Origin of the sequence: Sorangium sp. So ce887 (assembly GCF_051521455.1) — a bacterium.
In the GTDB taxonomy this organism is placed as follows: Bacteria; Myxococcota_A; Polyangia; order Polyangiales; family Polyangiaceae; genus Sorangium.
This window is the reverse complement of the sequence record NZ_CP150354.1, coordinates 7,643,035-7,662,045: the sequence shown is the minus strand read 5'-3', so window position 1 is coordinate 7,662,045 and position 19,011 is coordinate 7,643,035. Positions and strand designations below refer to the sequence as shown.

Here is a 19,011-nt window from a genome sequence, read left to right as displayed (position 1 = left end):
CGCGGGCCGTGAGGGGGGTCACGGCGCGCGTGGGTCGCGAGGGGGCCGCGGCGCGCGCCGGCCGCCAGCGCGCCGGGATGTCAGGCCCGGGCTGCCCCCTGCCGGCCGGCGCGCCGCCCGCGGATTCCGCCGCGTCCCGGCGGGCGGCGCGTCGCAAAGCCGCCACGGCGTCAAATCCGCTTGCTCCACGGGGGGTGTTGCGTTGCGATGGGCCGTTAACGAGGGCGACAGCCGCGCGCATGCGCGCGTGAGCCCACGCCGCCTCCGGCGGCGCACCTCGTCGACCGGGGCGCCTCGCGGCGCGGCTTGGAACTCACGACGAACTTCAGCGAGTTGGGATGGTGGCATCAATGGGCTTGGGAAAAAGACTTACTTCCGTGCTCCTCGTCCTGGTTGCCGGTCCGCTCGCCGCCTGCGGGGATGACGGCGGCGGCGATGGCGGCGCGGGGGGCGGCGTGGGCGGGGCGGGCGGGGCGGGCGGCGCCACGGGCACCGGCGGAACCGACGACAGCTCCGGGGCCTTGGGCGGCGGGTTCATCACCGTCGGACCCGGGGGGACCACCGGCAGCGGCGGCGATCCGTGCGAGTCGCCGGATCCTCCGCCGGAGTGCGACGCGGTGGCGCCGGCGTGCGGCGACGGCGAGATCAACCAGGAGACCGAGGCGTGCGACGACGGCAACAGCCTGCCCGGGGATTGTTGCTCCGGCGCCTGCAAGGTGGAGCCGTACTGCGCGTGCGAGCCGGGGGAGCCCTGCCACACGACGATCGCTTGCGGCAACGGCGCGATCGAGCCCGGCGAGAGCTGCGAGGACGGGAACACCGCCTCGGGCGACGGCTGTGACGATCGCTGCCAGCGGGAGCCGGGCGACTGGGTGTGCCCGGGGCCCGGGGAGCCGTGCTACCGGCTGCACTCGTGCGGCGACGCGCGGGTCTCGGGCGGCGAGACCTGCGACGACGGCAACGCGGTGCCCGGAGACGGGTGCTCCGACGTCTGCGCCCTGGAGGACCCTGGCAACATCACCTGCCCGATCCCGGGGCGGCCTTGCAGGCCGGTCGAGCGGTGCGGCGACGGCCTGCTGCGGCCGAGCGAGGGGTGCGACGACGGCAACCTGGAGCCGGAAGACGGCTGCTCGCCGAGCTGCCAGGTCGAGGCCGGCTGGGTGTGCCCCGACGGCGTGAGCTGCGTCTTCACGGTCGTCTGCGGCGACGGTCAGATCGGCGTGGGCGAGGGGTGCGACGACCGCAACAGGGCCGCGGGCGACGGGTGCTCTGCCACGTGCCAGATCGAGCCCGGGTTCGAATGCGCGCGCGCGGGGAGCCGCTGCACGGCGCTCTGCGGCGACGGTCGGGTCGTGGCCCGGGAGGAGTGCGACGACGGCGGCGCGGCGGACGGCGACGGGTGCGACGCCACGTGCAAGTGGGAGCCGGGCCTCGTGTGCGAGCCTGCGGCCGGCGGTTACATCTGCCGCGCCACCGTCTGCAACGACGGAGAGAGGGAGGGCTCCGAGCCGTGCGACGACGGCAACAGCACGATGGGCGACGGCTGCACGCCCTTCTGCCAGGTCGAGCCGGACTGCGGCGACAGCGGCTGCACCTCGGCGTGCGGCGACGGGCTGCGCCTCGGCGGTGAGGCGTGCGACGACGGCAACACGGCCGACGGGGACGGCTGCTCGTCCGCGTGCGTCATCGAGCCGGGGTACAGCTGCACGAACGACGCGCCCGTGGGCGACGAGCTCCTCGTGCCGATCGTGTACCGCGACTTCAAGGAGGACGCGCCGAACTTCGAGCCGAACACAAATCCGCCGAACGCGATCGTGACGGGGATCGTGCAGAACGTCCTCGGCACCAACAACAAGCCCCAGTTCGCGGCGGCGCGGCCGAACGGCTTCCTCACGAACGCCGCGGATTTCAACAACTGGTACAGCGACTCGACCCTCTCGAAGACGGTCGCGGACCGGCTCGCGCTCGCGCGCGTCGGGACGTCGGACTTGTTCGTCTACGAGGATCACACGTTCTTCCCGCTCGACGGCAGGGGCTGGCAGCACACGTCGGTGCCGGTGGCGCAGCGCGAGGCGAGCCGCGCGGCGACCGATCCGTTCAACGACTGGTCTCCTGCGGGCAACCACAACTTCTACTTCACGAGCGAGGTCCGTTACTGGTTCGAGTACCACGGCGGGGAGCGGCTCGATTTCTACGGGGACGACGACGTCTGGGTGTTCGTCAACAACCGGCTCCGCGTCGACCTCGGCGGCATCCACGCCCCCATGGGGACCGGCGAGATCGACGGCGTGGAGGACGATCGCGGGACGGTGCTCATGGATGACCTCGGCCTGACGGAGGGGAGGGTCTACGAGGTCGTCGTGTTCCAGGCGGAGCGCCACATCACGGGGTCGAGCTACAAGCTGACGCTCGGCGGCTTCAACGCGGCCCCCTCGCGCTGCGAGCCCGTGTGCGGCGACGGGATCGTCACGCCGGACGAGCAGTGCGACGACGGGGCGGAGAACGGCCCTGGTTACGGGAACTGCTCCACGACCTGCACGCTCGGGCTCTACTGCGGCGACGGGGTCCGGACGACTCCGTACGAGATCTGCGACGATGGCACCAACCTGGGCGGCTACGGCTCGGGGGCCTGCGCCCCGGGCTGCGTGGCGGCGCCCCGCTGCGGCGACGAGGACATCAACAGCCAGTTCGGCGAGACGTGCGACGACGGCGTGAACGATGGCCGCTATGGCGGGTGCACGCCGGAGTGCCTCGTCGGGCCGTGGTGCGGCGATGCGACGGTCCACACGCCGGACGAGACGTGCGACGACGGCGTGAACGACGGCCGTTATGGCGGGTGCACGCCGGAGTGCGGCGACGCGGCGAAGTGCGGCGACGGGACCCCGCAGGCGGAGTGGGGCGAGGAGTGCGACGACGGCGTGAACGACGGCAGCATGGGCTGCCTCGGCTGCCGGATCGGGGCCGTCTGCGGCGACGGGTTCCCCCAGACGGAGCTCGGCGAGGAGTGCGACGACGGCGTGAACGACGGCGGTCACGGCGAGTGCGCTCCCGGTTGCGTCTACGGTCCGCGCTGCGGAGACGGCGTGACCCAGACGCCGCCCGAGGAGTGCGACGACGTGGAGAACGACGGCGGTTACGGCGAGTGCGCTCCTGGTTGCGTGTTCGGTCCGCACTGCGGCGACGGCGTGCGGCAGCTGCCGTACGAGCAGTGCGACGACGACAACACCGCGAGCGGCGACGGCTGCAGCGCCACGTGCCACGACGAGGTCGACTGACCCGGATCGATCCGTGACGGAGAGCAGAGCGCGGCGGCTCGCCCGGGCCGCCGCGCCGCTCGTCTGCTGGTAACAACCCGCCGAGCGAGATCCTCTGTGGTTCGGCGGGAGGTCTCGCCGAGGCGACCGGCCCCCGGGGAGGGAGCTGGGCTCGAATTTGCGGTGGCGCGGCCACTTCACGGCCAATCACGAGGGAGCGTCGGTTGCGATAGCTTGTATGGCAGGTGACTGAGCAGGCGTAGTATCCATCGATTGAAGCCTGCGGCGACGCTCACCTATCTGGCGCTCGCGAGCGTCACTCTCGCCGTCACGGACGACGCGGGCGTCGGATGGCCGTCACATTGTGATGAGGCCGAAAAGCGGGGCGACTGGCGCGAGGCGCTGCTGCTCTGTCAGGCGAGCTACGCGCGTGATCCACGGCCGAGCTACGGCCTCGCCCTGGCGCGGGCGAAGATGAGCCTTGGCGACGACGACGGGGCGCTGGAGCTCGCGCGCCTCGCGGAGGCCGGCGAGATGCGCGCCGAAGCGCGGATGATCGCGGGGCTCGTCCTCGATCGCCGCGGGGACGCGGCGCCGGCGCGCACGGCGCTCGAGGAGGCGCTCGCGCTCTTCCGCGCGCGGGGCGAGTCGCCCAAGGCCGCGCGGGCCGCCTACGCCCTCGCGGGATCGCACTGGCGGAGGGCTCGCTACCGCGACGCGCTCGCGGAGCTCGACGCCTCGATGCGCGACGCGGAGGCAGGCCACGACGCGCGTATGCTCGGGTACGTCGCGCTGATGCGCGGTGACGTGCTGCGAGCGCTCGGCGACGCGCGGGGCGCCGAGGGCGCGCTCCGCGAGGCCGGCGCGGCGCTCGCGGCCACGCGCGGGGATCTCGTGTACGTCCGGCTGAAAATGGGGATGCTCCACCGGGACGCCGGCCGGCTCTCGCTCGCGCGGCAGGCGTTCGAGGAGGCGCTCGCGATCTCGCGCGAGACCGGGCTCCGCGACGTCGAGGCCGCTGCGCACCTCAACCTCGCCTACACGGCCCACCTCGAAGGGGACGCCGCTGCGGGGCTAGCACACCTCGCGGGGCTGCCCGCGCCCCGCGAGGTGTCCTACCTCTACAACCGCGCGCTGCTCGAGGCCGATCGCGGTGGATTCGTCGAGGCGGCGCGCCTCCTCGACGAGGCTGCAGCGGTGGCCGGGAGCGACGACTGGGCGTGGGACGTCGCGTATGAGCGTGGCCGGATCGCCGAGCGCACAGGCGACACGGCGGGGGCGGAGCGCGCGTATCGGGCGTCCATTGCGGTCGTCGAGCGCATGCGCGATGCGGTCGACCTGACGGAGCTCCAGCCGTGGGTATTGACGCGCCGACGCGCGCCCTACGAAGCGCTCTTCGCCATGCTCGCCCGCGCCGGCCGGACACCCGAGGCGCTCGAGGCGCTCGAGGCGTTCACCGCGCGCTCGTTCCTCGACTCCCTCGTGCGCGCGGAGGGCGCCGCCGGCGATGCGCCCGCGCACGCGGACGCGATCGGCGCGCTCTGGCGCGGGCTCCGCGGGGAGGCGGTGAAATCCGAGCTCGGAGCGCGCCTCGGCGACCGCGAGATCCTTGTGCACGTCGAGGCGCAGGGCCGTCTCTGGGTCGTGCACCGCGGCCGGGACGGGGAGTTCGCGTTCGCCGACCACGGCGACGCGGTGCCAGCGCGGAGGCTCGCGGAGCGGCTCGCGGCCGATCTCGACGACGACGCGGCCGCCGGCGAGCTCGGGGAGCTCTTGATCCCCGAGCGCGTCACGGCGGGCGACGATCTCCTGTACGTCGTTCCGACCGGAAGCTTCCTGTCCGTTCCCTACACGGCGCTCCGGCGTGGGTCTCGCCGGCTCGTGGACGAGCGCCCCGTCGCGGTCGCGCCCAGCCTGCGCGCGCTCGCGGCGCGCGCCGTATCCGCCCGGTCCGAGGGAGCGCTCGTGCTCGCAGACGCCGACGGCACCCTCCCGGCTGCGCGCGAGGAGGCGGCGCTGGTCGGGCGCATCCTCGGCGTCGCGCCGCTCACCCTGGCCGACGCGACGCGTGAGCGGCTCCTGGCGGCTCCGTCGCGCCGCGTGCTCCACGTGGCCACGCATGCCGGGATCGACGCCGGGGGGGCGTGGCTGCGCCTCCACGACGGGCGGTGGACCGCGCGCGACGTGCTCGCGTCGAAGCTCCGCGCCGACGTCGTGGTGCTCGCGAGCTGCTCTTCGGCCTCGACGCGCCACGAGGAGATGTGGGGCTCTCTCGCCGCGGCGTTCCTGGCCAACGGCAGCGGCGCCGTCGTCGCGACGCTCGGCTCGGTCGACGACGCCGACGCGCGCGCGGTGGTAGCGAGCCTCTACCGCAATGGGGTGACCGACGATCCCGTGCGCGCGCTCGCGGCCGCGCAGCGGGAGATGGCGCGTTCGGTCCCCCCCCGGCGCTGGGCCTCGTTCGTGGCGTACAGCGCTGCGGCGCCATCGCATGAGCGATCCCGATAAGGCGATGGACCTCTGCGACGCACGACAACGTTGTCTTCACAATCCTGCCAACGGCTCGAAATCGCTTCACTTTTCAGTGAGTCCGGCGGCCCCTCGCCGATTCTGGGCCTCCTGCGGCGCCTTCCGGGGTGAGCGCGCCGAGATTTCGGCCGCACGCTCGATCCGACATCCTATCCTTGGCGGTACGCGTCGTATGCATCGTGGAGGCAAACGCCGCTCCGCGCGCCACACAATCCGACAGGAGACGAACATGAGCTATGCACGATACTATGTCATGCCGCGGTCGCCGTTGCTGGCCCCGAAGCTGAATTTCACCGTGAGCCAGCCGTGGATCCAGGTGGCCATCCGCGGCGTCGACCCAGGTGGAAAGGAGATCGATACGCCGCCCCTCAGCATCCAGCAGGGCAGCGGAACCCTCGTTCTGACCGCGCACTGTGTCTACGAGATGTACTTTTCGGACGTCATCATCGATGACAAGGAGCTCGACCGCCTGAGGAAGGCCGGCCAACCCACGTTGGGTGGGAACGGCTTCGTCTTCTCGCCTTCCCTCCGCAAGATCGCCGGGGGGGTAGAGGACCCCCCGCCCCCACCGCCTCCAGGGAGCAAGCCCGGCGCCCCGGACGTGCCATTCGACATGAAGAACGTGCACCGCATCTAGCCCTGATAGAGGCTTGCTCCGCGTCCGTCCCAGCGAACGAGCTCCGCGATCCACGGATCGCCGCTCACTCCACGTCGACCGCCGGGCCCACCTCGACGCGCCCGCCGAGCGCGCGGGCCGCTCGGGCGTCGCCGTCGAGCGACCCTCCCGGCGCCGCCAGCGGCGCGTCCGCTGCGAGCACCAGCGCGCGGTAGCTCCCCCTCGACTCCAGCGTCAGATCCGCCTCGATCGCCCCGCCTGCGGCGCGACACCGACGGTCCCCCGGGCACCGCAGCACGAGATCCCGCTCTCCCCGGTAGACGCGGAGCTCCGCGTGCGCGGCGCCGCCGGTAGAAGCCCGTAGCCCGAGGCGATCGCCGACAACCGCCGAGTCGGCGCGGCGGCCCGACGCCGTCGGGACCACCTCCTGGCGCAGCGCGAGCCGCTCCTCGCGCGGCCGCCGGAGGATCACCACCGCGGCGACCAGGAGGAGCGCGGCCGCGAGCGCCCATGTCCAGCGCGCCGGGAGACGCCTCGCCGGTGCAGCCGGGGGATCGACGCGGGCGAGCAGGCGCTCCTCCCACCCCGCCGGAGGATCGAGCACGGGCAGGCTCACGAACATCGCGGCGATGCGATCGTAGCGAGCGCGGGCCTGCTGGCATTCGTCGCACCCGCGCTCATGAGCGTCCGGACGCGCTCCGTCGTCCCAGAGGACGAGCCTCTCGTGCTCCGATCGGTCGCAGCTCGGCCGGCTCATGGCGCGATGCCCTTCCCTTCGAGGCAGCGGCGCAGGAGCGGCAGCGCGCGCGTCACCCGCGCTTGCAGCGTCGTCGATTTCTCGCGGCACATGCGGCCCATGTCCTCGTAGGTCATCCCCTCCTGGAATCGGAGGAGCACGGCCATCCTCGATTCGACCGAGAGCTCGCGGATGCACGCGGAGAGGGCCTGCGCGACCGTCGTCGCGTCGACGCGCTCGGCCAGGTCCCGTGGCTCGTCGGCGACGTCGGCGAGCCCCTCGTCGTCGCCGACGAAGCGCCTCTCCATGCGGCGTCGGGCCTTGATGGCGTCCAGGCACCGGTGGTTCGCGATCCCGAAGAGCCATGATCGGGCGTGCTCCGGGCGCAGGAGCTTGCCGAGGTCGCGGTACGCCTCCTCGAACACCTGCTGGTGAACGTCGGCGCCGAGGGTGGCGTCGCCGAGCACGCGCGTGCAGTAGCCGTACACGGACGCGCCGTGCTCCGCCATGATCACGCGGAGCGCTGCGCGATGGTCGCCCCGGTCGAGCGCAGCGTGCAGCGAACTTTCGGGTCGTTCGCCGCCGTCTACCGCCCGCCTGCCCGCCATGCGCTCGGCAAGGTACGCCAGGGGTGACAGCGCTTCAAGCGGGTTGGTCTCGGGGAGCCGCATGCCGATCCAGATGAGGCGACGGACCTGCGCCGAGGACGACAGAGTTTCTTTTTTGTATTCGATAAGTATCTGTAACAATTGTCTTTTTTGCGTCTGAGCATCGAGCCGGCGTCGAGCCTCGTCGCGGCGGGCGCCCCATACCCGTCGGTTCGCATTCTCCGAGGCCCCGCCGCGGGGTGCCCTCGCGGGATCTGCAATCGGCACCTCAGTTACTGACATCTCGCGGCGCCGACGAGGATCGCCGACGGTAGCGAGCCTCGCATCGCGCGCATCGTTATCAATGAAGGAGCTGCTCATGAAAAGGTGCTTTGCCTGTGTTCTGCCCGCTCTCGCAAGCCTCATGGTCGCCTGCGCGACGCCGCCCTCGACAGAGCTGGAGCTCGGGGAGTCGACGACCGCCGACTCCCCGCTCTCCGTTCGTGCGTCGGCGAGCACGCACGACGCGCTTCGCATCGCGTCCTGGTCCGTCTCCGGCGCCGGCGACGCGCGGACGTTCGTCGGGCTGGACGACGCCGCGGCACCGATCGCGACCCTCTCGATCCAACCCGAAGACGTCGAGCGAGGCGCCAGGCTGCTCGTGGAGGTCGACACGCAGGCCACCCGCGAGACGCTCACCTTGACGGCGGACGGCGTCGTCATCAGCGGTGGCTCCGCGCGCGCCGTCGCGCTCGCGGACGCGCTCTACGGGGATCTGCAGGCGTTCGCGGCGTCGGGTGTGGCGCATCCGTCGGATCCTCCGATGTCTGCGGATGGCGAGTCGATCGGCGCCGCCAGCGAGGCCTTGACGTATTCGTGTGGTTCGACAATCGCCCAGGGGGATTGGGTCCGCTGCGGAACTCTGTTCCTCGGCGAAACGCTGATCTGCATCACGAACAATACCAGCGTGCTCGGGTCAGCGTACGTGGACTGGTTCGGCCTGGAATTCGGCGTTCGTCCGCGCAGTTCGACCTGCTTCTATCGTTGGTTCTGGGGCGCCGACGTTTACGTGCAGAACTGGTCGGGGTCGGGCGCCGCCCTCACCGTCAGCCACTGACGCGCGTCGCGCGCGCACGCAGGACCACGCTCTCGGTGGTCCCGCCCACGCAAGGACGTCTGGTTCCCGCTCGCTGGCACGCATGATGCGGACCGCACCATGCGTGCCTTTGCCCAGCTCGCCAGAAACCATGTGAGGGTATGGGTCGTCGGGGACTTCCCCGTTGCCCAGGGTACCCTCTCGACCGTGACCCCACGGCCCGAGCGGCTCGCGACTCAGAAGGTGCCGCCGAGGCCGAAGGTGGCGCCGCCGGGCGCGAAGCCGATCTGGGGCTCGAGCCGGACGCGGGTGGAACGAAAGCTCTCCGGCTCGCTTTCCTCGTACGGGAGGACGGCGATGTCGACGATGTTGGCCGCGAGCAGGCCGAGGCTGCCGCCGAGGATCGCGCCAACGGCCGAAGGATCGACCCAATCACCTTCGTCGGCCTTGCCGGCGGCCTCCGCGCCGATCAGGCCGCCGACGAGCGTGCCCCCGATGTTGATGCCGAGGCTGGCCAGGACCTTGCCGGAATTGTCGTGACCGCCGTGGATGATCGGGCCGCCGAACGCCATGCCGCTGACGCTCACCAGGAGGAGCTCCGGGGTCCCGGTGCCGATGGCGAAGGGCACGAGCAGGAGACTCCCGCCGAGCACGATGACGTGCTTCCAGCCATACCAGACGAGCCGCGACGTGCGCATCGCGCCCGGGCCGTGTTTCCCGGGCTGCCATGGGCCCGCGCGCCAGCCGTCGGGCGGCGGGGCATACCCGGGCGGCGGGGCGTACCCGGGCGGCGGGGCGTATCCGGGCGGCGGGGCATACCCGGGCGGCGGGGCATACCCGGGCGGCGGATACCCCGCCTGTGGCATGCTCCTCACGCCGGACGGAGGCTGAGATGGTACGCCCCCCGCCTCGCCCGCAGGCTGCGCGAGCGTCGCGGGTGGGGCGGCGCCAGCAGCCGGCGGCACGACGACCGGCGGCGCCGTGGTCGAGTCCGCCGCCGCAGGCCGAGACGGTGGTGCCGGCGAGATCTGCGGCGCGGAACCGGGCGGCGGTTCCATCGCGCCCGCCTGACCCAGCGCCAACGCCACGGCGGCGGCGCAGCAACCCCCCAGTCCATCGCGCACCCTGCTCGTCATCTCGGCGCTCCTCTCTCTTCTCTGCTCCTCTTCTGTTACCCGCAAGCGCGCAGCATTTGTGCTCGAATGAGGGTCGCATCCGTGCTCATGATGGCGAGCGAGCCCGGAGGACCGAAGGCCCTCGCGGCGTCGTTCAGGTCGCTCGCGCTTGCCGCCCGGCGCGGCGCGGGGCAGGAAATGCAGGTGGATTGTCCCTCTCCCTCTCCGCGCGGGGCGCATGCTCACGGAGCACCGCTCGCGCAGCGCGCGCGCCCGCGCGTGAGACCAGAAAGGACTCCACCATGAGCGTTCACGACGATCCCACGTTCACTTTGCCCCTGAGCCTTCCCATGGAGCGCAAGCTCCAGGTGGCGCTCTTCGTCTGCCCCGGCTTCTTCTTGCCCGACAACATCGGCCTGCAGACGGTGTTCGGGCTCCTGCCCAGCGTGGACCTGCACCTCGTGTGGAAGAACAGGGACGAGATCGCGGGCGTCCCGCGTTTCACGACGCGGGCCACCACCTCCTTCAGCGACTGCCCGAAGGCGCTCGACATCCTCCATGTGCCGGCGGTTCCCCCCCACGTCATGGAGGATGAAGAGTCGCTCGCGTTCCTCGCAGAGGCTGGCAGCCGCGCGACGTGGTTGTCCGGCGTCTGCGCGGGCGCGCTGATGCTGGGCGCCGCGGGCCTGCTCAAGGGCTACCGGGCCACCACGAACTTCCACCTGCACGACCAGCTGGCCTATTACGGCGCGATCCCCACCAAGGGGAACGTGGTGGAAGACCGGAATCGGCTCACCTCAGGGCCGGTCTCCGGCGGCTTCGATCTCGGGCTGCGCCTGCTCGGGCGTCTCCACGGTGACGAGGTTGCCAGGGAGTGCGAGCTGGAGATGGAATACGCGCCGGAGCCGCCCTATGGCACGGGCAGCCCCGAGCTCGCCGGGCCGGAGCTGACGGCGAGGTCGCTCCAGAGGATGGCGCCGCTGATCGAGGCGACGCGCCAGGTAGGCATCCGCGCTTCCCGGCGGCTAGCGCGACAAACGGGTTGAAACCCCGAAAAAAAGCAGAAATTTCACAGGGAGGCGAGGAGGCGGGGAGCGAGAGACGGCGAGAGGGAGAGATTCTTTTTTTTCTTCCTCCCCGCCTCCCCGCCTCCCTGTGAAATTGCTCCCGGTTTCAACATGATTGGTGCTCTAGAGATCGCCTGAGCCGCGCTTCCACCCACGCCTGCCAGCGCCACCCCGATCCTCTATGCAGACGGCGCTCTAGCCCTTCGGCCGCAACGAATCGGCGGTATAGACGACCTTTCCCCCGACGATGGTCATGAGCACGTGAGTCTTGCCGAGATCGTCCTCGGGGATCTGAAGGAAGTTCTGGTCCAGCACGACCATGTCAGCGAATTTGCCGATCTCGATCGAGCCTACGACCTTCTCCAGCCGCAGCTGGTAGGCCGAGCTCATGGTGATCGCACGCAGCGCGACGCTGCGCGGCAGGAGCGGGTCGTCGTTGAGCCGGCCGGCATAGGCCGGACCAAAGCTGGCCGGATGCGTGGGGTCCCCCCTGCGGGTGACGCCGATCTTCAACGCCAGGAACTCGGCGAACGGATCGATCGGCCAGTCGCTGCCATAGGCTATCCTCGCGCCAGCGTTGTGCAGGCTGCCCTCGGGCTCCAGGCGGGCATAACGCTCCGGCCCGAGCTGATTCTTCATCCCATCGACGGAATAAGGCGCCTCTTGCGCCCACTGGAACGACATGACCGGGATCACGCCGAGCGCCTTGAAGCGACCGAAGTCCGCCGGATCGACCGTCTCGCAATGCGCGATCGCCGCGCGAACGTCGTTGCCCGGCAGTCGGGCGCGCAGGGTCTCGTAAACGTCGAGCGTCTGCCGCACCGCACGATCGCCGATCGCGTGGACGTGGGGATCGAACCCGGCCTCGACCGCCGCGAGGAGCAGTGATTTCAGCGTGTCCGGCGGAAAGTAAACGTCGCCGCTGTGCGTGCCAGGGGCCCATTTCGGCGCGCCGCCCGTGCCCACGTCGACATGGTACGGTGCGAGCATCGCCGCGGTCTGGGCCGGCGCCTGCAGGACACCATCCATCATGACCTTGATGTGGCGCGCGCCGATGCCAGGGGCCGGCTCCGAGGCGGGCTGATCATAGGAGGCCGCCAATGCCCTGGCCGCGGCGATCGCTTTTTTCGGATCCTTCGCCACCTTGTCGGGATCGATCATGATGGCGAAGAGCGCCCTCGCCGTCAGCTCGCCGCTGCGCTGCACGGTCGTGAACGCTCTCAGCGCACGTTCGTCCGAGGACGCGTCCATGAAGGTGGTCACGCCCTGGCGGCGGATGGCGTCGAGCGCCGCCTTCGCGCTGCGCACGTCGTCCTCATGCGTCGGCGCCGGCATGGCCGCCGACACCAGCGCGATGCCGGCATCCTCGAAGATGCCCGTCGGCTGGCCGCCTGCCTCGCGACCGATCTTGCCGCCGACCGGATCGGGCGTGGCAGCGGTGATGCCCGCCAGCGCCATGCTGCGCGAGTTGGTCAGCGCGCTGTGGTGGTCGGTGGAGTGCACGAGGATCGGCCGCTGGGTCCTGAGCGCGTCGAGCGCAGCCCGCGTCGGGTCGGCGTCCACCGAGACCGTGCCCTGCCGATCCCAGCTCGACACCTCGAGCCACTGGTCGGGACCCTTGGCTGGCTCGCTGTCGAGGCAGGCCTGGATCTTCTCCTGGAGCTGCGCGATGGTGTGCGTCTTGTAGTCAAGACTGCACATCAGACGTTGCGACCCGCCGGACATCACATGCAGATGGCCGTCGACCAGGCCGGGCATCAGCATGCGGCCCTTCAGATCGATGACCTCGGTCCGGGCGCCCACGTAGCGCTGTACGCCGCTGTCAGCGCCGACATAGACGATCCTGCCGGCGCGCACCGCGACCGCCTGCTGCACCGAGTCCGCGCTGTCGACGGTGTACACGAACCCATTCCGCAGCACCGTGTCGGCGCCCTGCGGCATGGAGCCGCCGCAGGCGACCTGCATCGCGAAGAGGGCGTGCGACGCCGCGCACGCGGCGCCGAACGCGCGACGGCGGCGGGGGGGGACGCGGCTTTCGCCTGCAGCCCGAGAGGTGTTCCTCATGAGCGCTCCTGTGCCCGTCCGGCGTCATCTGCGACACGGCGTCGCCATGGTCGAATGGGCTCGCTCATCATCGGAAACGGGGAGCTTCGTCGTCGTAGCTCGCGAGAGCTCCGCGCTGGCCATGCCTGTGTCGCTCGAGAGGTCATGAGTCGAGCTCCATCATAACACCATCGGCGCGGCGGGAGGGGAGCCGGCCGCGGCGGAAGAGCGGCCGCCGGAGGTGCGGGGCCCCGCGCGCGATACAACGTCCGCGCTCGATCTGCTGCACGACCTGCGAAGAGCTCCGCAGGGTCCGTGGGCCTTCGGGCGACCCCGCGGACGGCTCCGCGGGGTCCGTGGGCCTTCGGGCGACCTCGCGGACGGCTCCGCAGGGCCACCCTCCAGCCGCCGTGGCCTCTCAGATGGAGTTGCCCGCGAGCCCCGGGCTGCCCGCGAGCCCCGACGAGGTACCGCCGGCGCCCCCCGTACCGTGGGCGAGGACGTTGCCCACGAGCGACACCGAGCTGCTGCCGACGCGGTAGACGCCGTACGAGACGCCGCCGGCGCCGCCGCCGCCGTACCCGCCCAGGCCGCCGTTGCCGCCCCGGCCGCCGGTGCCGCCGGCGCCTACCTCGCCGGTGCACACCGTCCCGCCGTTGCCGCCGGCGCCGCCGCTGCCGCCGTTGCCGCCGTTGCCCCCTGCGCCGCCGTTGCCGCCGTTGCCGCTGGAGATCTGGTTGGCGATGAGCTGGAACCCGTTCGAGCTCACGAGGAACAGGCCGAACGAGCCACCGCCCCCGTTGCCCCCGAGCCCTCCGAGGCCGCCGCAGCCCCCGGCCCCGCCGCCGCCGCCGCCGTTGCCGGCGCCGTCGTTCGCGATGAGGCCACCTTGCCCGCCACCGCCGCCGCCGCCGCCCGCTCCGTTGCCGGGCGCGCCCATTCCGCCGGTGTTCCCCATTCTCGCCCGCCAGAGGTTGCTCGTGACCGTCCCGCCGGTGCCGCCCGTGCCGCTCGTCCCGATCCCCCCGGTGGCGCCGTTCTGGCCGGCGGTGCCCGGCTGCCCGGGGGAGTCGTACCCCGCTGCGCCGCCGTTACCGCCGGGCGTCCCGCCGGTGCCGATCGCGCCGCCGCTGCCCGCGCGCTCCCCCTCGGGACCCCCGTTGCCCCCATTGCCGCCGGTGCGCCCGCAGGTCGACGTCCCCCCCAGGCCGCCGGTGCGCGTGCCTGGGTTGTCACAGCTGCCCGCCCCGCCGGTCGATCCGTTGCCGCCCGCCGCACCGACGTCGCCGATCGCGCCCGCCGTGCCCGGCGCCCCCGCCCCGGCCTCCAGCGTGCTGTTCTTCAGCGTCACCGCCGTGCAGTTGACGCATCGCATCGCATAGTTCGAGATCCCGGGCGACGAGACACCCAGGTTCGATGTCTGGATCGTCAGCCGGTCGATCGTCGTGGGCGCGTTGATGTTCGTGCCCTCGACCGCCGCGGCGTAACCGCCCGTCGTGTCCCCCGAGCGCACGACGACGGTCGCGGCGGCCGATCGCGCCCATCCGAGAGCCCTGTTGTAACCGCCGTAGAGCGACACGCCGCTCGTGAGGGTGACCCGGCCGATGTACGTCCCCTGCGAGATGTAGACCTGCGTCTTCCCGGTCAGCACCGCCTCGTTGATGCCCCCCCTGACCGTGAGCTTCGGCGCCGCCATCGTGCCCGGGTTGGCGTCGCTCCCCGTCGTCGCGACGAAGATCGCCAGGCTCGCGTCGCCGTCGATCCCGTCGCAGTTCGTGTCGACGAACGCATCGTCCGGCCGGTCCTCGTCGCTCACGAACGCGCACGCGTACTCGCAGCCGTTCGCGAGCGACCCGTCGATGTTGTAGAAGCCCGGCAGGCAGCCCTCGAAGGTGCACGCCCCCGCGCCGCACCCGACCGCCGCGTTCGGGATCGCCGCGGCGCAGCTCGCGCCGCAGGCGCCGCAGTTCGACGGATCCGTCGCGGTGCGGATCTCGCACCCATCGGCCTCGATGCCGTTGCAGCTCGCGTACCCCGCGTTGCAGACGACGAGGTCGCAGGCGCCGTCGACGCACGCCTCGGCGGCGTTCGCGAGGTTGCACGCCGCGCCGCAGGCGCCGCAGTGCGCGGCGCTCGTGCGGGTGTCGGCCTCGCACCCGTTCGCCGGCGCGCCGTCGCAGTTCGCGAAGCCGGCCTCGCAGTCGCCGAGCACGCACGTGCCGCCGAGGCACGACTCGGCCGCGTTCGCCAGGGCGCACCCCAGGTTGCAGCCGCCGCAGTTCGCGAGATCGCTCGCCGTGTCGACCTCGCAGCCGTCCGCCGCGCTCGGGTTGCAGTTCGCGAACCCCGGGTCGCACGCGCCGATGACGCACGTGCCGCCGAGGCACGCCTCGGCGGCGTTCGCGAGGTTGCACGTCGCGCCGCAGGCGCCGCAGCTCGCGGCGCTGCTGTTCAGGTTGACCTCGCAGCCGTTCGCCGCCGCGCCGTCGCAGTCGGCGTACCCCGCGGCGCAGGCGCCGAGCACGCAGGCGCCGTCGACGCACGACTCGGCGGCGTTCGCGAGGTCGCACCTCGCGCCGCAGGCGCCGCAGTGGGCGGTGCTGCTGTTCGTGTCGACCTCGCAGCCGTTCGCCGCCGCGTCGTCGCAGTCGGCGTGGCCGGCGTCGCAGGCGCCGAGCACGCAGGCGCCGCCGAGGCACGACTCGGCGGCGTTCGCGAGGGAGCAGGCGAGGTTGCAGCCGCCGCAGCTCGCGAGGCTCGTGCCGGTGTTGACCTCGCAGCCGTTCGCCGTCTCGCCGTCGCAGTTGGCGAAGCCGGCGTCGCAGGCGCGCATCACGCAGATGCCCGCGAGGCAGGCCTCGGCGGCGCCCGGGTAGCTGCACGTCGCGCCGCAGGCGCCGCAATGGGCGAGGCTGGCCCCGAGGTTCGCCTCGCAGCCGTTCGTCAGGTCGTCGTCGCAGTCGGCGTAGCCCGCGTCGCACGCCCCGAACTCGCACGCGCCGGCCGCGCACGTCTCGCTCGCGTGGGCGAAGTCGCAGCGGACGTTGCAGCCGCCGCAGTGGGCCGCGCTGGTCAGGAGGTCGGTCTCGCAGCCGGTCAGCGCGTCGAGATCGCAGTCGGCGTGGTCCGGCGCGCAGCCGAGGATGTTGCAGTGGCCCCCGTTGCAGAACGCCTCGGTGTGCTCCTTGAGACAGTTCGTCCCGCACGCCCCGCACCGCTCCACGTCGGTCAGCAGGTTGGCCTCGCAGCCGTTCGTGGCGTTCCCGTCGCAGTCGGCGTGGGGGGGTGTGCACGACGAGACCGTGCAGATCCCGTCGATGCAGCCGGTGGTCCCGTTCGGCGAGACGCACAGCTGGCTGCACGCGCCGCAGTGGGCCGCGCTGGTCAGGAGGTCGGTCTCGCAGCCGTCGTCCGGCTCGTCGTCGCAGGCGGCGGTCCCCACCGGGCAGCTGTTCGAGCGCCCGATGACGGGCACCACCACGTCGGGCGCGACGGTGCTGCCGATCTCGGCCTCCACGATCACCCGGTCGGCGGGCAGCGGCCCGGCGACACCCCTGGAGGTGAACGTCACCTCGAAGTAGAGCGCGCCGCCCGGCTCGCTCTGCACCGGCAGCGTCTGCGCGGCGCGGATCCACGTGTCCGGGCTCGCCGGATCGGGCTCGTAGCGCGCCGCCTGGACGGCGAAGTCGGTGCTGGCGATGGCGGCCTCGGTGAAGACGACGTTCGCCGCGGTCTGGTTCTCGACGCGGAACAGGCGTGTCCGCTGCCTGCCGGCGGGCACCGACTCGAAGTCGAGGACCTCGGGGCTTTCGCACGCGCCCGCCGGCCCTCCGTCGTTGAGCACGCAGAGCTCGAGCTTCCCGCTCCAGGCGCCGCCGCTGCCGCCCGCACCGTCGCCGCCCGCGCCGCCAAGGCCGCCGCCGCCGCCCGCGCCGCCGGCCCCCGACGGCCCCGCGGTCGTGATCTCCGAGCCTCCCGCGCAGCCGGCCGCGGCGAGCGAGGCGAGCAACGCAAGCACGGGGACGAGGGGCGCCATCCGGACGAGCAGCGAGGCGACTTGCGGACGTAGAAAATTCCTATCGCACGCCATAAGGCGAGTTGAGCTCAGAGGCCTTACGGTGTCTACCTATCTCGCGTGCACCGAGACGATGGGGGGGCCGTAAGTACCGTGGTGTGGGTGTGTCCCTGTGTCCCGGATGCATCGAGCTCGACATTGCAGCCCGGGGGCGCTGCGCGGCGTCACCCCGCCGGCCGTGATGATGCGCCACCCGCTGCGGTCCGCGGCCACTCTCGCGCGTCCGGGGCGCGCGCGTCTCCTTCGGAGCCTCGGTGCTCCCCAGGAACTATTCTGCGCGTCCCGGGGTCTCTTTACGCCACCGGACATGCTGCACCAGGCGGTAAGCTGCGTCACTGTTCGTGACCGGCTGCGCCGGTCGAGCCGGCGGGCTGCCTCGCGATGAGGCCTTCATGATCCCGGCGGCGCGTCTGCGCGGCGGACGCTGTTGAAAAGGAGTTCCATGCGAAAGTCGACATCGGGTGTGCTCACGTCGGTCGTGTTCCTGCCGGCGCTGCTCCTCGGTTGTTCTGGCGAGGAGGGGCCGGGCGCCACGGCGACGTCGCCGACATTCCATCGCGACGTCGAGCCGCTGTTGCAGGAGCACTGCATGAGCTGTCATTCCTCCGGGAACATCGCCCCGTTCAGCCTGACGACGTACGACGCCGCGCGCACGGTGGCCGCCCTGCTCGCGGCCTCGACGCGGGAGCGCTCGATGCCGCCGTGGGGAGCGGAGGAGACCGACGAGTGCCAGCCTCCTCACGGCTGGAAGGATGATCTCCGGCTGACCGAGGACGAGATAGCTGTCTTCGAGGCGTGGGCTGCTGCGGGCAGCCCCGAGGGGGATCCGGCCGACGCGCCGCCGCCGTTCGTCGCCGGCGCCGGCGGGCTCGCCGGTGTCGAGCTGGAGGTCGCGCCGAAGGCGCCGTTCGTCGCGAGCGGCGATGCCGACCAGTTCCGGTGTTTCGTGATGGATCCTGGGCTCGCGGAGACGCGTTACGTCAACGGCGTGCACATCCTTCCTGGCAACAGCAAGGTGGTGCACCACGCGCTCGTGTATCTCGACAAGGAGGGCGCGGCCGACGAGCTCGCGGACGAGGAGGGGGGCTACGACTGCTTCGGCGGCCCTGGCTTCTCGGGCGAGCTCGTGGCCGCGTGGGCGCCGGGGGCTGTTCCCGTGGAGTTCGAGCCGAACATCGGCGCCGAGCTCCCGGCCGGCGCGCGGCTGGTGATGCAGGTGCATTATCACCCGGCGGGGACGACCGCGGACCCGGACACGACGCGCCTCCAGATGCGCTTCACGCAGGGCGTGCCGGAGTACGCCATGGGGGTCGCGCTGATCGGCAACTTCGAGTCGTCGGTGGCCGAGGGGGGCGGCCTCTTGCCCGGGCCGAACGACGCGAACGGCGTCGAGTTCCTGATCCCTGCCGGCGCGAAGGATCATGTCGAGACCATGCAATTCAGGCTACCCGAGTCGGTGTCTGCCTCGGAGACGTACCTCTACGGCGCCGGCACGCACATGCATTATGTCGGCACGGACATGAAGGTCAGCCTGGAGCACAAGAAGGGGGCTGCCGGCGGGCCTGGGGAGCAGTGCCTGGTGCAGACGCCGAGGTGGGATTTCTCGTGGCAGCGCGCGTTCTACTACGACGTTCCCATCGCGGAGCTCCCGCGCCTCCGCGGGGGGGATCTGCTCACGATGCGCTGCACCTACGACAACTCGACAAGCAACCCGTTCCTCGCGAAGGCGCTCAAGGAGCAGCAGCTGCCGTCCCCCGTCGACGTTCACCTCGGCGAGAGCACGCTCGACGAGATGTGCATCGCCGCCCTGATCTACCTGACCAAGAACCAGTAACGATCGCGCCTTCCCAAAGCGGTGGGTCGAGGATCTCGCGGGGGCCCCCCGAGCTCCCC

The 19,011-nt window shown here is 71.7% G+C and carries 11 protein-coding genes; 6 read left to right on the top strand and 5 right to left on the bottom strand.

Annotated features, from left to right (window positions below; translation table 11 throughout):
- Positions 1-338: 338 nt before the first annotated feature.
- The 3 genes from WMF36_RS28365 (at position 339) to WMF36_RS28355 (ending at position 6,420) form a co-directional block, all read left to right on the top strand.
- Positions 339-3,275: a DUF4215 domain-containing protein gene (locus tag WMF36_RS28365; protein WP_437573888.1), complete on the top strand. Its 2,937-nt coding sequence runs from the start codon at positions 339-341 to the stop codon at positions 3,273-3,275.
- A gap of 252 nt (positions 3,276-3,527) precedes the next feature.
- Positions 3,528-5,762, top strand: coding sequence for a CHAT domain-containing protein (locus WMF36_RS28360; RefSeq protein WP_437573887.1), 2,235 nt, complete (start codon positions 3,528-3,530; stop codon positions 5,760-5,762).
- A gap of 250 nt (positions 5,763-6,012) precedes the next feature.
- The gene (locus WMF36_RS28355; RefSeq protein WP_437573886.1) at positions 6,013-6,420 is read left to right on the top strand and encodes a hypothetical protein; all 408 of its coding nucleotides are present in this window, start codon (positions 6,013-6,015) and stop codon (positions 6,418-6,420) included.
- Between the two features lie 64 nt (positions 6,421-6,484).
- Here the strand turns inward: WMF36_RS28355 and WMF36_RS28350 are convergent, their stop codons facing one another.
- Positions 6,485-7,156 carry a hypothetical protein gene (locus tag WMF36_RS28350; RefSeq protein WP_437573885.1) on the bottom strand — a complete coding sequence of 224 codons (672 nt, stop codon included), beginning with the start codon at positions 7,154-7,156 and terminating at the stop codon, positions 6,485-6,487.
- Positions 7,153-8,103: an RNA polymerase sigma factor gene (locus tag WMF36_RS28345; protein ID WP_437573884.1), complete on the bottom strand. Its 951-nt coding sequence runs from the start codon at positions 8,101-8,103 to the stop codon at positions 7,153-7,155. The genes WMF36_RS28350 and WMF36_RS28345 overlap by 4 nt, the downstream gene beginning before the upstream one ends.
- Here WMF36_RS28345 and WMF36_RS28340 point away from each other — a divergent pair.
- Positions 8,087-8,839 carry a hypothetical protein gene (locus WMF36_RS28340; protein ID WP_437573883.1) on the top strand — a complete coding sequence of 251 codons (753 nt, stop codon included), beginning with the start codon at positions 8,087-8,089 and terminating at the stop codon, positions 8,837-8,839. The genes WMF36_RS28345 and WMF36_RS28340 overlap by 17 nt on opposite strands.
- A gap of 215 nt (positions 8,840-9,054) precedes the next feature.
- Here the strand turns inward: WMF36_RS28340 and WMF36_RS28335 are convergent, their stop codons facing one another.
- Positions 9,055-9,954 carry a hypothetical protein gene (locus WMF36_RS28335; RefSeq protein ID WP_437573882.1) on the bottom strand — a complete coding sequence of 300 codons (900 nt, stop codon included), beginning with the start codon at positions 9,952-9,954 and terminating at the stop codon, positions 9,055-9,057.
- 281 nt (positions 9,955-10,235) lie between these two features.
- On the opposite strand from WMF36_RS28335, the gene WMF36_RS28330 reads away from it, so the two are divergent.
- Positions 10,236-10,979 (top strand): DJ-1/PfpI family protein, encoded by a 744-nt coding sequence (locus tag WMF36_RS28330; RefSeq protein ID WP_437573881.1) that lies wholly within the window; start codon positions 10,236-10,238, stop codon positions 10,977-10,979.
- 216 nt (positions 10,980-11,195) lie between these two features.
- Here the strand turns inward: WMF36_RS28330 and WMF36_RS28325 are convergent, their stop codons facing one another.
- Both WMF36_RS28325 and WMF36_RS28320 read right to left on the bottom strand, forming a co-directional pair.
- Entirely contained in the window at positions 11,196-13,064 is a 1,869-nt protein-coding gene (locus WMF36_RS28325) for an amidohydrolase (protein WP_437573880.1), read from the bottom strand.
- A 397-nt stretch (positions 13,065-13,461) separates the two neighbouring features.
- Positions 13,462-17,079 (bottom strand): hypothetical protein, encoded by a 3,618-nt coding sequence (locus tag WMF36_RS28320; RefSeq protein WP_437573879.1) that lies wholly within the window; start codon positions 17,077-17,079, stop codon positions 13,462-13,464.
- A gap of 481 nt (positions 17,080-17,560) precedes the next feature.
- Here WMF36_RS28320 and WMF36_RS28315 point away from each other — a divergent pair, with 481 nt between their 5' ends.
- Positions 17,561-18,952: a hypothetical protein gene (locus WMF36_RS28315; protein WP_437573878.1), complete on the top strand. Its 1,392-nt coding sequence runs from the start codon at positions 17,561-17,563 to the stop codon at positions 18,950-18,952.
- The last annotated feature ends 59 nt before the right edge of the window (positions 18,953-19,011 follow it).

What these genes read in the sequence shown, in the direction of transcription:
- WMF36_RS28335 (WP_437573882.1), bottom strand. Translation starts at nt 9,954, where the DNA reads ATGACGAGCAGGGTGCGCGATGGACTGGGGGGTTGCTGCGCCGCCGCC.
- WMF36_RS28340 (WP_437573883.1), top strand. Translation starts at nt 8,087, where the DNA reads ATGAAGGAGCTGCTCATGAAAAGGTGCTTTGCCTGTGTTCTGCCCGCT.
- WMF36_RS28365 (WP_437573888.1), top strand. Translation starts at nt 339, where the DNA reads ATGGTGGCATCAATGGGCTTGGGAAAAAGACTTACTTCCGTGCTCCTC.
- WMF36_RS28315 (WP_437573878.1), top strand. Translation starts at nt 17,561, where the DNA reads ATGCGAAAGTCGACATCGGGTGTGCTCACGTCGGTCGTGTTCCTGCCG.
- WMF36_RS28350 (WP_437573885.1), bottom strand. Translation starts at nt 7,156, where the DNA reads ATGAGCCGGCCGAGCTGCGACCGATCGGAGCACGAGAGGCTCGTCCTC.
- WMF36_RS28330 (WP_437573881.1), top strand. Translation starts at nt 10,236, where the DNA reads ATGAGCGTTCACGACGATCCCACGTTCACTTTGCCCCTGAGCCTTCCC.
- WMF36_RS28320 (WP_437573879.1), bottom strand. Translation starts at nt 17,079, where the DNA reads ATGGCGCCCCTCGTCCCCGTGCTTGCGTTGCTCGCCTCGCTCGCCGCG.
- WMF36_RS28345 (WP_437573884.1), bottom strand. Translation starts at nt 8,103, where the DNA reads ATGAGCAGCTCCTTCATTGATAACGATGCGCGCGATGCGAGGCTCGCT.
- WMF36_RS28325 (WP_437573880.1), bottom strand. Translation starts at nt 13,064, where the DNA reads ATGAGGAACACCTCTCGGGCTGCAGGCGAAAGCCGCGTCCCCCCCCGC.
- WMF36_RS28355 (WP_437573886.1), top strand. Translation starts at nt 6,013, where the DNA reads ATGAGCTATGCACGATACTATGTCATGCCGCGGTCGCCGTTGCTGGCC.